Origin of the sequence: Camelimonas abortus, assembly GCF_042432745.1 — a bacterium.
Classification (GTDB): domain Bacteria; phylum Pseudomonadota; class Alphaproteobacteria; order Rhizobiales; family Beijerinckiaceae; genus Camelimonas; species Camelimonas abortus.
Window position 1 is genome coordinate 1,652,783 of record NZ_JBHLWR010000006.1, and the last position, 14,533, is coordinate 1,667,315.

8 protein-coding genes are annotated in these 14,533 nt (G+C 72.6%); 3 read left to right on the top strand and 5 right to left on the bottom strand.

From position 1 onward, the window contains the following. Positions 1-201: 201 nt before the first annotated feature. Together ACFFJB_RS09505 and glyS are read left to right on the top strand one after the other, a co-directional pair. Positions 202-1,128: a glycine--tRNA ligase subunit alpha gene (locus ACFFJB_RS09505; protein ID WP_376830974.1), complete on the top strand. Its 927-nt coding sequence runs from the start codon at positions 202-204 to the stop codon at positions 1,126-1,128. An 84-nt stretch (positions 1,129-1,212) separates the two neighbouring features. After that, positions 1,213-3,405: a glycine--tRNA ligase subunit beta gene (gene glyS, locus ACFFJB_RS09510; RefSeq protein ID WP_376830976.1), complete on the top strand. Its 2,193-nt coding sequence runs from the start codon at positions 1,213-1,215 to the stop codon at positions 3,403-3,405. Between the two features lie 460 nt (positions 3,406-3,865). Here glyS and ACFFJB_RS09515 read toward each other — a convergent pair whose 3' ends face one another. Both ACFFJB_RS09515 and ACFFJB_RS09520 read right to left on the bottom strand, forming a co-directional pair. Continuing rightward, positions 3,866-4,855, bottom strand: a complete 990-nt coding sequence (locus ACFFJB_RS09515) for a magnesium transporter CorA family protein (protein WP_376830978.1) — start codon at positions 4,853-4,855, stop codon at positions 3,866-3,868. A gap of 654 nt (positions 4,856-5,509) precedes the next feature. Beyond that, positions 5,510-7,309 (bottom strand): acyl-CoA dehydrogenase family protein, encoded by a 1,800-nt coding sequence (locus tag ACFFJB_RS09520; RefSeq protein WP_376830980.1) that lies wholly within the window; start codon positions 7,307-7,309, stop codon positions 5,510-5,512. 370 nt (positions 7,310-7,679) lie between these two features. On the opposite strand from ACFFJB_RS09520, the gene ACFFJB_RS09525 reads away from it, so the two are divergent. After that, positions 7,680-8,657, top strand: a complete 978-nt coding sequence (locus ACFFJB_RS09525; RefSeq protein WP_376830982.1) for an L-threonylcarbamoyladenylate synthase — start codon at positions 7,680-7,682, stop codon at positions 8,655-8,657. A gap of 262 nt (positions 8,658-8,919) precedes the next feature. On the opposite strand, the gene ACFFJB_RS09530 is transcribed toward ACFFJB_RS09525, so the two are convergent. The 3 genes from ACFFJB_RS09530 to ACFFJB_RS09540 form a co-directional block, all read right to left on the bottom strand. Further along, a complete protein-coding gene (locus ACFFJB_RS09530) occupies positions 8,920-9,795 on the bottom strand; it encodes a 4-(cytidine 5'-diphospho)-2-C-methyl-D-erythritol kinase (RefSeq protein WP_376830984.1) in 876 nt (291 codons plus the stop codon). Between the two features lie 161 nt (positions 9,796-9,956). Then, positions 9,957-12,071 carry a tetratricopeptide repeat protein gene (locus ACFFJB_RS09535; protein ID WP_376832625.1) on the bottom strand — a complete coding sequence of 705 codons (2,115 nt, stop codon included), beginning with the start codon at positions 12,069-12,071 and terminating at the stop codon, positions 9,957-9,959. Positions 12,072-12,397: 326 nt separating this feature from the next. Next, the gene (locus ACFFJB_RS09540) at positions 12,398-14,074 is read right to left on the bottom strand and encodes an electron transfer flavoprotein-ubiquinone oxidoreductase (RefSeq protein WP_376830986.1); all 1,677 of its coding nucleotides are present in this window, start codon (positions 14,072-14,074) and stop codon (positions 12,398-12,400) included. Positions 14,075-14,533 lie beyond the last annotated feature (459 nt).

Consider the following 14,533-nt stretch of genomic DNA (forward strand, 5'->3'; position numbering starts at 1 on the left):
CTTGACTTGCGCCGCCGGCGCAATCAGGGTGCCGCGCGGCGCTCCCTCGCCCCCGGGCCGCGGCGGCCAGGGCCGGCCCGCGCGTGCGGGGCCGCCCGCTCCCCCGGCCCCGTGGACGGCGGTCGCGCCGCGTGCGAAGCGGAGCGCGGCGGACGCGCCCGTGCGGCGCGTCCGGCAATGTCTCACCAGAAGAATGCGATCATGTCCGGCAACAACCAGTCCAGCCCCCGGCGCTCCTTCCAGGGTCTCATCCTGACGCTCCACGACTTCTGGGCGAAGCAGGGCTGCGTCATCCTCCAGCCCTACGACATGGAGGTCGGCGCCGGCACCTTCCACCCCGCCACCACCCTGCGGGCGCTGGGACCGAAGCCGTGGAAGGCCGCCTATGTGCAGCCCTCGCGCCGGCCGACGGACGGACGCTATGGCGAGAACCCCAACCGCCTGCAGCACTACTACCAGTACCAGGTGATCCTGAAGCCGAACCCGCCGGACCTGCAGGAGCTGTATCTGGCGTCGCTGGAGGCGATCGGCGTCGACCTGTCGCTGCACGACGTGCGCTTCGTGGAGGACGACTGGGAGAGCCCCACCCTCGGCGCCTGGGGCCTCGGCTGGGAGTGCTGGTGCGACGGCATGGAAGTGTCGCAGTTCACCTATTTCCAGCAGGTGGCCGGCGTGGAGTGCTCGCCGGTGGCCGGCGAGCTGACCTACGGCCTTGAGCGCCTCGCCATGTACGTGCAGGGCGTGGAGCGCGTTTACGACCTGAATTTCAACGGCGGCGAAGGCGCGGACAGGGTCACCTATGGCGACGTGTTCCTGCAGGCCGAGCAGGAGTTCTCCGCCTACAACTTCGAATACGCCGACACGGAGATGCTGTTCCGCCACTTCGCCGACGCGGAAAAGGAGTGCCGCCGGCTGCTGGAGCTGGGCGAGCGCGCCGACGGCCGCCACGGCCTCGCCATGCCGGCCTATGACCAGTGCATCAAGGCCAGCCACGCCTTCAACCTGCTGGACGCGCGCGGCGTGATCTCGGTGACAGAGCGGCAAAGTTACATCCTGCGCGTGCGCGAGCTGGCCAAGGCCTGCGGCGCCGCCTGGCTGCGCACCGAGGGCGGCGGCGCGGCCGCCTGAGCCGCGCGCCCGGACATTCGCCTGGCCCCGAGGGCCACGCCCGCAAGACCGATTTTCAGGCCCCACGGGCCGATGGAACATCCGATGCCCGACCTTCTGCTCGAACTGTTCAGTGAAGAAATTCCGGCCCGCATGCAGCGCAAGGCGGCGCATGACCTGCAGTCGCTGGTCACCAACGCGCTGGTGGAGCGCGGCCTGCTCTATGAGGGCGCGAAAGCCTGGGCCACGCCGCGCCGGCTGACGCTGCACGTCGCCGGCCTGCCGGCCGTGGGCAGGGACGTGCGCGAGGAGCGCAGGGGGCCGCGCGTCGGCGCGCCGGAGGCCGCCATCCAGGGCTTCCTCAAGAGCGCCGGCCTCGCCTCCATCGACGAGGCGCAGACTGTCCAGGATCCGAAGAAAGGCACCTTCTACGTCGCCGTGATCGAGAAGCCCGGCCAGCCCACCATCGAGGTGCTGGCCGAGGTGCTGCCGCGCATCATCCAGAACTTCCCCTGGCCCAAGTCCATGCGCTGGGGCGCGGCGTCGGCCAGGCCGGGGGCGCTGCGCTGGGTGCGCCCGCTGCACGCCATCGTCGCCACCTTCGGCCCGGAAACGGAGGAGCCGCAGGTGGTGCCGTTCAGCGTCGGCGGCGTCACGGCGGGCAACGTCACCCGCGGCCACCGCTTCATGGCGAAGGACGCCGGCTTCCCCGGCGACATCGTGGTGAAGCGCCTCGACGACTATGTGGCCGCGCTGGAGAAGGCCAGGGTGATTCTCGACCCCGACCGGCGCAAGGACATCATCCTCACCGAGGCGCGCAATCTCGCCTTCGCCCAGGGACTTGAGCTGGTTGAGGATGAGGGCCTGCTGGAGGAGGTGGCCGGCCTGGTGGAGTGGCCCGTGCCGCTGGTGGGCTCGTTCGACGAGTCGTTCCTGGAGATTCCGCCCGAGGTGATCCGCGCCACCATCCGCGCCAACCAGAAGTGCTTCGTGCTGAAGAAGCCGGACGGCTCGCTGGCCAACCGGTTCATTCTGGTGGCGAACATCGTCGCCCCGGACGGCGGCGCGGCGATCGTCGCCGGCAACGAGCGGGTGGTGCGCGCCCGCCTCTCCGACGCCCGCCACTTCTGGGACACCGACCAGCGGCCGCTGCCGGACTATCGCGACCGCGAGGACACGAAGCATCTCAAGCCGCTGGAGCAGCGGCTGCAGAAGCTCATCGACTCCCGTTCGGTGTTCCACGAGAAGCTGGGCACGCAGGGCGAGCGCGTCGCCCGTCTGGTGGAGCTGACCGGCAAGCTGGCGCTGGCCATCGGCGCCGACGCCGCGCTGGCCACCCGCGCCGCCCGCCTCGCCAAGGCCGACCTCACCACCGAGATGGTGGGCGAATTTCCGGAGCTGCAGGGCCTGATGGGCCGCTATTACGCCCTCGCCCAGGGCGAGGATCCGCAGGTGGCGGCGGCGATCGAGGAGCATTACAAGCCGCTCGGCCCCAATGACCGCACGCCCACGGCGCCGGTTTCGGTGGCGGTGGCGCTGGCGGAGAAGCTCGACACCCTCGCCGGCTTCTGGGCCATCGACGAAAAGCCGACAGGCTCGAAGGATCCTTATGCGCTGCGCCGCGCGGCGCTTGGCGTCATCCGCCTGATCCTGGAGAACAGCCTGCGCCTGCCGCTGGTGGAGATCTTCCAGGAGGCGGAGCCGGAGGGCGCGAAGCGCGCCGCGCCGCGCCTGCCGGAGACGTTCGCCGGCCGCGTCGTGTCGTCGGACGCCGTGTCGCTGCTGGAGTTCTTCCACGATCGCCTGAAGGTTTATCTGCGCGACCGCGGCTATGGCCACGACCTCATTGACGCGGTGCTGTCTCTGGGCGGCCAGGACGACCTGCTGCTGGTGGCGCGCCGGGTGGAGGCGCTGAAGCAGTTCCTGGACACCGCCGACGGCAGGAGCCTGCTGGCGGGCGTGAAGCGCGCCGCCAACATCCTGCGCATCGAGGAGAAGAAGGACGGCGTGAGCTACGCCGCCGACGCCGATCCGGCGCTGCTCCAGGCGGAGGAGGAGAAGGCGCTGTTCGCCGCGCTCTCCGCCGCCCGCGAGGCGGCGGAGGCGGCGGCCCGCCGCGAGGACTACCAGGGCGCCATGGCGGCGCTGGCGGCGCTGCGCGGCCCGGTGGACGCCTTCTTCGAGAAGGTGACGGTGAACGCCGGCGACGCGGCGCTGCGGGCCAACCGCCTGCGCCTGCTGGCGGGCATCCGCGAGGCCACCCGCGCCATCGCCGATTTCTCGCGCCTCGAAGGGTGAGCGGCGGCTGGCGGCGCGGCGCGCCGCCCCCTGACGGGAATGACGGAGGCCCGGCGGCCTGTCGCCGGGCCTTTCGCCGTCCGGGCCGCCGCGCAGCGCGCCTGCGGCGGGCGCGGGCCAGTCCGGCGCGGCGGCAGGCCTCGGCGCGACCGCGGAACGGAACAGGCGGCCTGACGGCGACGCCGGCGCGGGGCCGCCCGGGTCAGGCGCGGTCAAGACGGCGGAAGAACGGGGCCAGCGCCGGACGACCCGTGAGCCGGGCCCGGGGCGCAGGAACGGGCCAGGGATGACGGCGCACCGGCGGCGGCCGGCCCCCGTCAGACCGCCCGTGACGCGTTTGCGCCCTGGCCAGACCGTCCGTTCCACGCCCGGAGCGCCGGCCCGCGGCCGGCCGCCAGGGCCGGCGACGGGAGCCGCCGGCCGGGCAAGGGCCGCGCGGCGCAGGCGCCCGCGGGCGCGCTTACAGCCACTTCTTCCAGCGGAAGAACAGATACGGCGCCACCGCCGCGAACAGCATGGAGAAAATCGCCAGCGGATAGCCGAAGCTCCACTCCAGCTCCGGCATCACCCGGAAGTTCATGCCGTAAATCGAGGCGATCAGCGTCGGCGGCATGAACACCACCGCCATGACCGAGAACAGCTTGATGATGTTGTTCTGTTCGATGTTGACCAGCCCGAGGGTGGCGTCGAGCAGGAACTGGATCTTGGCTCCGAGGAAGGTGGCGTGCTCCTCCAGCGACTGCAGGTCGCGCTGGTTGGAGCGCACCTGGTCGCGCATCTCCTTGGAGACCCTAGCCGAGCGGTAGGCCACGCTGAGATAGAGCATCACCCGCTCGATGGAGAGCAGGCTCTCACGGCACTTGCCGAGCAGGTCGCCGTGATGGCCCAGCGTCTGCACGATGTCCTGGAACTCGGCGTTGCGCTTGCCCGGATCCGGCTTGGGCTCGAACACGGTGCGCGACAGGGCGTTGATCTCCTCGCCCACGTTCTGCAGCACCTCGGCCACGCGGTCGATGATGGTCTCGACCAGGCCGGCCATGATGTCCTCGGGGGTCGGCCGCGCGCCGCCAGGGCGCCCGGCGCGGTGGGCGAACAGCACGAACGCCCGCGGCTCGTTGTGCCGCACGGTGATGAGCGCGCTGCGCGCCAGGATGAAGCACACATTGGCCAGCTGCGCGTCCTGGGCCACGTTGTGCAGCAGGCGCATGGTCATGTAGCGGGCGCCGTTTTCGGCGTAGATCAGCTCGGATGGCTCCAGATAGTCCGTGTCCTCGCGCGTCGGCACCGAGACGCCGAAATGGGCGTCCACCAGCTTTTCCTCGGCGCGGGTGGGCTCGAGCATGTCGATCCACACGGCGTCAGCCGGAATCGCCTCGTCGCGGGCGAGCATGACCCGCTCGAGAAAGGTTTCGCCCTCAGGGGTTCTGGCAGGCCGGTGAACGATGATCATTTCCAGGTCTCCCGCCAGGCGGCGACGCCGCCCTGATCATGTCACTGGCGTGACGACTGCTACGCTGCGCGCCGGCCGGGCGCGCTTCCCGCGCCGGCGCGGTTCACTGGCTGCCCGCAGGACCCTTGCGGCGCCTGCGCCGCGCCTGGCGCCCGCATGTGGCGAAAACGCGGCCGCGGGAAACGGCGGCGCCCCTGCTGGCGACGATGCGCGCCGGCGCCGGGACGCGCAAGGCGCCGGCCGGGCGCCTCCACGGTTTCCGTTCCGGGGTCGCCGCGCGCCGCCGCGCCGGCGCCGCAGGGCGCGCATCACCGCCGGGTTCTGCCTGATCTGTCTGCAAGGGTTTCCGCCGTCTGGCGGAGGCCGGCCACGGGCGGCGCCGGCGCGCGCGCCGGGGCGCGCGGGAGCCGGCGGCCAGCGCGCCCTGGTCCGGACCATGATGCGGGCGTCGCCGCAAGTCCAGCCGCCGCGACCGCGGCCGCAGGGGACGGCGTGGCGATATCCTGCGCCAGACCTGCGCCGGCTCTAACCCTTTTTCCGCGCCGGCGCAACCGCCGGAAGGCGCCCGCGGCAACGGACGCGGGGCCGCCGCGGCCGCCCCGCGCGGGCGGCTTCCGGAAGCGGCGGACCGCAGGCCGGAGCCGGCCGCGCGCCTCAGCCGGCCAGCGCCGCTTCGGCGCCGCCCAGCACCGCCTCGCCGCCGCCGAGCACGATGGTCTCCAGCGCCTGCGCCTCGGGGGCGATGTTGTCGGCGAAGAAACGGGCCACGGCGATGCGGCCGGCGTGGGCCGGGTTGCTGTCGCCGCCCGCCATCGCCTTGCCGGCGGCCAGAGCGATGTTGACCAGACCGTCAAGCCCCTCGGCGACGCCGAACAGGCGCAGATAGGGCGCGGCGACCGCCAGCGCCGTGTCCGGCCTGTCGCCCGCCAGCGTCTGCAGCATGAAGGCGGTGGCGCGGTCCAGCGACTCGGCGGCGTCGCGCAGCCGCGCGGCGGCGGCGCCAAGGCCGGGAACGCCGGCGCTGGCGGCGCGCGTCACGGTCTGGCGCATGGCGGCGATGGCCGCCTCCACCACCTTGCCGCCGTTCATCGGCAGCTTGCGCGTCACCAGGTCGATGGCCTGGATGCCGTTGGTGCCCTCATAGATCGGCGCGATGCGGGCGTCGCGCAGATACTGCGCGGCGCCGGTCTCCTCGATGAAGCCCATGCCGCCGTGCACCTGCACGCCGATGGAGGCCGCCTTCACGCCCATGTCGGTGGACCAGGCCTTGGCCACCGGGGTGAGCAGCGAGGCGTGGGCGGCGCCGCGGGCGCGCTCCTCTGGCGTGGCGGCGCGGTGGGCGCGGTCGAGGGCGGCGGCGGTGCGGTAGCAGATGACGCGGGCGGCGGCGGCCAGCGCCTTCATGGCCAGCAGCTTCCGCTGGACGTTGGGGTGGCGGATGATCGGACTCATCTCCCCTGCCGGCGCGCCGGGGGCCCGGCCCTGGCGACGCTCGCCGGCGTAGGCCCGCGCCTGCTGGTACGCGCGGTCGGCGATGGCCACGCCCTGCAGGCCAACGGCCAGGCGGGCGGCGTTCATCATGGTGAACATGCAGTTGAGGCCGCGGTTCTCCTCGCCGACCAGCCAGCCGGTGGCCCCGCCCTGGTCGCCATAGACCATGACGCAGGTGGGCGAGCCGTGGATGCCCAACTTGCGCTCGATGCTGGCGCAGCGCACGTCATTGCGCCTGCCGGGCCTGCCGTCGGCGTCCGGAATGAACTTGGGCACGAGGAACAGCGAGATGCCGCGGGTGCCGGGAGGGGCGTCCGGCAGGCGGGCGAGCACCAGATGGACGATGTTGTCCGTCATGTCATGCTCGCCATAGGTGATGAAGATCTTCTGGCCGGTGATGCGGTAGGCGCCGTCGCCGTCGGGAACCGCCCTGGCGCGCAACGCGGCGAGATCCGAGCCGGCCTGCGGCTCGGTGAGGTTCATGGTGCCGGTCCATTCGCCGGAGACAAGTCTGGGCAGATAGATGCGCTTCAGCTCGTCCGAACCGTGGGCGAGCAGCGCCTCCACCGCGCCGGCGCTGAGCAGCGGCGCCAGGGCGAAGGCCATGTTGGCGGCGTTCCACATTTCGCTGCAGGCGGCCTGGACGACGGCGGGCAGGCCCTGGCCGCCCCACTCCTCCGGCGCAGGCAGGGCGTTCCAGCCTGCGGCTGTCCAGTCGGCGTAGGTTTCTTTCCAGCCAGGCGGGGTGGTGACGGCCCCGTCGGCCCATTTCGCGCCGGTTTCGTCGCCCACGCGGTTCAGCGGCGCGAGCCGCTCGCCGGCGAAGCGCCCGGCCTCCTCCAGCACGGCGGCGACCAGGTCGATCGAGAGATCGCCGTAGACGCCCTCGGCCACGGCCTGGTCGAAGCCGGCGGCCCACCGGATGGTTTCCACCATATCGTTGACGGGAGCGACGTAAGTCATGGCTCGGTCTCCGGAGTGCTGCGGGGCCGGCGCGCCGGCGCCGCACAGGCGGCGGCGCGGCGACGCCGCGGGCCCGTGGCCCGGCGGGCGCCGCGCGGCCGCCCTGCATTGACTTCAGTTGCTGGCGCTCCGCCATCGGGCGCGGCGGGCGTCTGTTGCGAACAGCGACTGTTTACGGGCAACCGGGCGCGCACGCCAGCGCGCAGCGCGCCGGAAGCGAATTTTTTTGAATGGTTTCCGTAACTTGTTTCACCTGGTCCGGTTGCGCCGGCATCTAACCGTGCGGCGGGGATTGACCGCGGCCGCCATTGGCTCCAGATGCAGGGCGCCCGCGCCGCCAGGGGCCGCGCCGGCAGACACGGATTATTGCATGACCCCGCCCACCTTGCGACTGGACCCCGGCCCCGCCGGCCTGGAGCGGGCCGCGCAGCTGCTGCGCGACGGCGCGCTGGTGGCCTTTCCCACCGAAACTGTCTACGGCCTTGGCGCGGACGCCGCCAATGGCGCGGCCGTGGCGCGCGTTTACGCCGCCAAGGGCCGGCCTTCCTTCAATCCGCTGATCGTCCACGTTCCGGACCTGGCCGGCGCCCGCCGTTACGGCCTGTTCGACGCGCTGGCGCTGCGTCTGGCGGAGACGTTCTGGCCCGGTCCCCTCACCCTGGTGCTGCCGGCGGCGCCGGATTCGCCGGTGAGCGCGCTGGCCACGGCGGGGCTGGAAACGGTGGCGCTGCGCGTGCCGGCGTCGGACATCGCCCGCGACCTGCTGGCGCGGGCCGGCGCGCCGGTGGTGGCGCCTTCCGCCAACCGTTCCGGCCATGTCAGCCCCACCAGCGCCGCCCACGTGCTGGCTGATCTCGACGGGCGCATCGACGCGGTGATCGACGGGGGCGACACGGCGGTGGGCGTGGAGTCGACCGTGGTGGCGGTGGCGGACGGCGCCGCCACGCTGCTGCGCCCCGGCGGCGTCACCCGCGCGCAGCTGGAGGCGGCGCTGGGGCGGCCGCTGGCGGACAATCGCGCCGCCGGTCCGGCGAAACCGGCGTCTCCCGGCATGCTGGCCTCGCATTACGCGCCCAACGCCGCCGTGCGGCTCAACGTGACGGAGGTGCGCCCCGGCGAGGCCCTGCTGACCTTCGCCGGCCAGCGGCCGCCGGGGACGGAACTGGCGGCGGCGGTGACGGATCTCAGCCCGTCGGGCGATCTGGCGGAGGCGGCGGCGCGGCTGTTCGGCGCGCTGCGGGCGCTGGACGCCGCCGGCGCCGCGGCCATTGCGGTGGCGCCGGTTCCGGCGGACGGGCTCGGCGAGGCGATCAACGACCGCCTGCGCCGCGCCGCCGCGCCGCGCTGAGGCGCGCCGCCCGCCCGGACCGCCTGGCCCGGCGTCCGCGGTCGCGCAGCGGCGGGCGCCGTGGTCCGGATGCAGGACAGGCGCCGCCGCTCTTGCGCCATCCCGCGCGCCGGCGCGACCGGGGGAGAGGCCCCCGCCAGCCCCGGCATGACGTTGCGGGCCGCGGAAGCTAAGCGGCGACGGCGCGGACGGAATACGGGCGCCGGCGCCCGTCCGGCGGCCACCGTCCGGCCGCGGCGCGTCGTGGACGCGGGCCGGGCGCTCAGGCGAGCGTCGTCGCCCGCACCCACCAGCCGGGGCGCGCCGCCTGCAGGCGCACGGCCGCCGCCGTCGCTGCGGCGGCGCTGTCGAACAGGCCGAAACACGTCGCCCCGGAGCCGGACATGCGGGCCAGCCAGCAGCCAGAGTCCGCGCGCAGCAGCGCCAGCGCGTCGCCAATCTGCGGGCACAGGCCCATCGCCGGCGCCTCAAGATCGTTGCCCCCGGCCAGCACATGGCGCCGCAGCGCCGCGGCGGAGGAAACATCCGGCGTCAGCCGGCGCGCCGCCCGCGCCGCCTCCGGATCCAGCGGCCCGGCCGCGAGCGCGCGGAAAACCGCGGGCGTGGCCACCGCGACGCCGGGATTGACCAGCACCGCCGGCAGGGCCGGGAAGCCCAGCGGCGGCCCCAGCGCCTCGCCAGCGCCCGCCATCACCCGCCCGCGCGGATCAAGACATACAGGCACGTCCGCGCCGGTGGTCCGCGCCGCCTGAAGCAGCCGCGGATCATCAGCCGCAAGGCCGTTGAGACGCGCCAGCAGCCGCAGCGCCGCGGCGGCGTCGGAGGAGCCGCCGCCTATGCCCGCCGCCGCCGGCAGCCGCTTCACCAGATGAAACCGGCCGGCGCGCAGCCCCGGAGCCAGCGCCAGAAGCGCCCGCGCCGCCCGCAGCACCAGATTGTCCGCGTCTGGCCCGGCCTGGGCGGCGGTGTCGCCGGTCACCGTCAGGGCGAGCGAATCGCCGGGCTCCAGCGTCAGCGCGTCCGCCTCCGCGGCGAAGGCGACGAGGCTGAGCAGCTCATGAAAGCCGTCGGCGCGCCTGCCGGACACGCGCAGGGTCAGGTTGATCTTGGCGGGCGCCTCGGTGGCGAGCGCGGACATCGGAACACCAGGAAAAATGAAAACGCGCCGGCGCGCCCGCCCGGACCGCGGGACAGGCGGCGACGGACCGGCCCCGCCCCTCGCCGCAGGAGCGGGCCGGCGCGGCGGCGGGAAACAGCGACGCCGGAGCGACGCGCGCCGCCCCGGCCGGCGGGCAGGGCTTACCTGTCGCCCTGCGCCCCCTGCGGCCGCGCGTCCGGTCCAGGCGCCGGCGCAGCGCCGCCGGCGGGCGTCGCCCCGCCATTTCCGGCGCCGGCGTCGCCGCCCTGCCCGGCCGCGCCGCCAGGGGTCGTGGAGCCCGCCTGGCTGGCCGCGCCGCCAGCGGCGGGCGCCGGCCTGTCCTCCGGCAGCGGCTTCGGCGCTGGCGCCGCGGCGTCCCTGTCGCCGGCGGCGGGCCGCCCGCCGGTCGCGGCGCCGGCAGGCGCGGCCGGAGCGGCGCCGCGGTCGTCAGGGGCCGGCTTCGGCTGCGGCGGCTGCTCCGCGCCTTCCGGCCGCGCGCCGGAAGCGCCTTCCGCGGACGCCGGCTGCGGGGCCTGCGCGTCCCTGGCCGGCCCGTCGTCGGGCAGGCCGTTGGCGATTTTCTCCAGGATCTTCGGCAGTTCGTCCGGCTCCGGATCGAGATCGCGGGCGTGATTCCACTGGAACCGCGCCTCCAGCTTGCGGCCGGTCTTCCAGTAGGCGTCGCCGAGGTGGTCGTTGATGGTGGGATCGGAGGGCTTGAGCGCGATGGCGCGCTCAAGCTCGCGCACCGCGTCGTCATAACGGCCGAGGCGGTAATAGGCCCAGCCGAGGCTGTCGACGATGTAGCCGTCGCGCGGGCGCAGCGCCACGGCCTTGTGCAGCATGTCGAAGGCTTCCTTGAGGTTCCTGTTCTGGTCCACCCAGGAATAGCCGAGGTAGTTCAGCACGGCGGCGCGCTCGCGTCCGTCCCCGTCCGGAACCAGCTCCAGCGCCTTCTTCAGGTCCTCCTCGGCCTTCGGCCACTGCCGGGCCCGCTCGTGCGACATGCCGCGGAAGAAGAACAGCGACCAGAACCGCTGCTCCGGCCGGCCGATGCGGGAGATGGCGGCGTCATAGGCCTCCACCGCCTTCAGCCACTCCTTGCGGCCGCGATAGATGGCGCCGAGGGCGGCGGGCGCGTCCACGTCGTCGGGCCGCGCGGCGATGAGCTGCTTCAGGTGCTGCTCCGCCTCCTCCTTGCGGCCGAGGTTCTCGAGGGCGAGGCCGGTCTGGATGTCGGCCATCAGCCGCATGGGCGAATCCGCCGGAATCTTCCGGTAAACCGCCAGCGCGTCCTCGAACTTGCGCAGCCGCTCGTAGATGTCGGCCAGCGTCACCAGCGCCATTTCATTGTGCGGCTCAAGATAGAGCGAGAGCTGCAGGTAGATCATCGCCGCCAGCTCGTCGCCCTGCTGGTTGCCGGCGGCGCCGAGGCCATAGAGCACCTCGGCGGCGCCCTGGCGCGGATCGTTCACCACCAGCGGCAGCGGCTCGCCCTTCCTGAGCGCCTCCAGCGCCGCCTGGGCGATGGGCTGGCGCGGCGCGAGCTTCAGGAACGCCTCATAGGCGGCCATGGCGGCGTCGCGGTCGCCGCTGCGGGCGAGATAGCGGCCATAGGCGTCCACCACCCGCAACGTGGTGCGCTCCAGGGCGTAGGTGGCGGAGAGGCGCTGGTCCGCCTCCTTCTGGAATTTCGGCCCGCCGAGGGCGGCGATCAGCCCGCCGTGATATTCGCGGAACAGGGTGAAGGCGTTGACGCCGCGCAGCCGGTCCACGGTCTGCAGCGCCTTGCGGGTGTCGCTGGAGCCGGCCCAGGCCCAGGCGGTGAGCAGCGTGGCGGTGACGTCCACCGGCCCGCCGCCGCCGCTGCGGCGGAACTGGTTGCGCGCCTGCGCGTACTTGCCCTCGCGGAAATCGCGCACGCCCAGCGCCAGCCGCGCCAGGGCGTTCTCCGGATCACGGACGACGATTTTCCGCGCCGTGGCGAAGGCCTGGTCCATCTCGCCGCTGGCGAGGAAGGCGATGAACGCCCGTTCCTGGAGGTCGCGGTTGCGCGGATCGGCGCGCAGCGCGGCGCCGAAATAGCGCGCGGCGGCGGTGGCGTCGCGGGAGGCGCCCGCCACCAGCGCGGCGAGATAGTTGCCCTCCAGGCTGCTGGCGACCGGGAGCGTCCCGCCGGCGCCGCCGTCCGCTCCAGGATCCTGCGCCGCCATCGCCGGAACGGCGACGACGGCCGGAAGCGCGAGTGGAGCGACGAACGCGACGGCGAGCGCCATCGCGCTCACGGAACGAACGAACCCCGAAGGGCGCCGGAACAGTCGTATCACTGGCTACTCGCTGGTTTTTCCGGGATGGCCCTGGCCGCCGCCCCGCCTCCCGCGTCTTGCCCGGCGGTGAGCGGCCGTCGGCGAAAGGGCGCGTCGGTCATGATTGTCGCCGGAACATCGCGCCGGGCGATTCCCGGCGCCCCCTGCAAGGGTGGAAAAAACAATGGCGCTTTTGGGTCCCCGGAGCAAGGCGGGCGGACTTCTCCACCGCCCGCCCGGCGGGCGCGCCCCCCAAGACGCAAAAGCGGCGGGCCCTGCCCGCCGCTTCGCATGGATCACATGTTCGGGTAATTGGGTCCGCCGCCGCCTTCCGGCGTGGTCCAGTTGATGTTCTGGGCCGGATCCTTGATGTCGCACGTCTTGCAGTGCACGCAGTTCTGGGCGTTGATGACGAAGCGCGGATTGCTCCTGGTCGCCTCGTCGTCATAGACGATCTCATACACCCCCGCCGGGCAGTAGAGCCGCGCCGGCTCGCCGTATTTCGGCAGGTTCTCCTTCACCGGGACCGACGGATCCTTCAGCTTGAGGTGAACCGGCTGGTCCTCCTCATGGTTGGTGTTCGACAGGAACACCGAGGAGAGCTTGTCGAAGGAGATGACGCCGTCCGGCCTGGGATAGACGATCGGCTTCACGTCGGAGAGCGGCTTCAGCGTGGCGTAGTCCGGCTTGCCGTGCTTCAGCGTGCCGAAGAAGGAGAAGCCGAACAGCTCGTTGGTCCACATGTCGAGACCGCCGAACACCACGCCGAGGCGGGTGCCGAAGCGCGACCACAGCGGCTTGACGTTGCGGACCTTCTTCAGGTCCCGGCCGACGGCCGAGGCGCGCCAGGCGTTCTCGTACTCCATCAGCTCGTCATGCTCGCGGCCGGCCTGCACGGCGGCGAACGCCTTCTCCGCCGCCAGCATGCCGGAGAGCATGGCGTTGTGCGAGCCCTTGATGCGCGGCACGTTGACGAAGCCTGCCGCGCAGCCGATGAGCGCGCCGCCCGGGAAGCACAGCTTCGGCACCGACTGCCAGCCGCCCTCGGTGATGGCGCGGGCGCCATAGGCGAGGCGCTTGCCGCCCTCCAGCGTCTCGCGGATCAGCGGATGCTGCTTCATCCGCTGGAACTCGTCGAACGGCGACAGGGTCGGGTTCTCGTAGTTCAGATGGACGACGAAGCCGATGGCGACGAGGTTGTCCTCGAAGTGATAGAGGAACGAGCCGCCGCCGGTCCTGTTGTCCAGCGGCCAGCCGAAGGAGTGCTGCACCAGGCCCGGACGGTGCCTGGCCGGATCGACCTGCCACAGCTCCTTCAGGCCGATGCCGTACTTGTCGTAATCCGACCTGGCGCGCAGGTCGAAGCGGCGGATGACCTCCTTGGAGAGGCTGCCGCGGGCGCCTTCGGCCAGCAGGGTGTACTTGCCGCGCAGCTCCATGCCGCGGGTGAAGTCGCTCTTGGGCTTGCCGTCGCGGCCCACGCCCATGTCGCCGGTGGCGACGCCGATCACCGCGCCCTTGTCATTGTAGAGCACTTCGGCGGCCGGGAAGCCCGGATAGATCTCCACGCCCAGCGCCTCGGCCCTGGCGGCGAGGTAGCGGGTGACGTTGCCGAGCGAACCGATGAAGTTGCCGTGGTTGTTCATCAGCTTCGGCATGGCGAAATTCGGCAGGCGCACGCCGCCGGCCGGACCGAGGTAGTAGAAGCGGTCGTCGGTGACCTCGGTCTTCAGCGGCCGGTCGGGATCTTCGCGCCACTCCGGAATGAGCCGGTCCAGGCCGATGGGGTCGATCACGGCGCCGGAGAGGATGTGGGCGCCGATTTCCGAGCCCTTCTCCACAAGCACGACCGAGATGTCCGTTCCGGCCTCGTGCGCGAGCTGTTTCAGGCGGATCGCTGCCGACAGGCCGGCGGGGCCGCCGCCGACGATCACGACATCGTAATCCATACCCTCGCGTTCAGGCAGTTCCATCCCGTTGCTCCTCCGGATCGTCTCCTGGACGTTTCACGGGGAGGGACAAGACCCGCCGCGCGAAACGCGTCGATGCTGCACCTGGAGCCGGCCGCGCCGGCGCGCGGGCCCTGCCCCCAACCACTTCCTGTTCACGCACGGGCGAAAGGGCGAAAGGCCGCCCCCGCCCGCTGGCGCGGCGCGCGCCGCCGGACGCCCATTCCCCTGCAGCCAGGCTGCGCGCGCCGCCCTGGCTGCCGCAAAATCCTGTCCCGTTCAATGCAAACGCCGGTTAATGGCCGGTTACATCCACGGATATCGCCCGCGCCGCGCGCCGGCGCAACCGGGCGCCGCGCCACGCCGGCAGGGCGTCGCGCGGACAGATACCGTTCACTTTTGAACCATTCGAGGCAGTGTCACAAGAACTGATGTGGAGCAACGGCCTGGCGCCGGTTGCGCCTGCGTCAATTTCGCCGACCC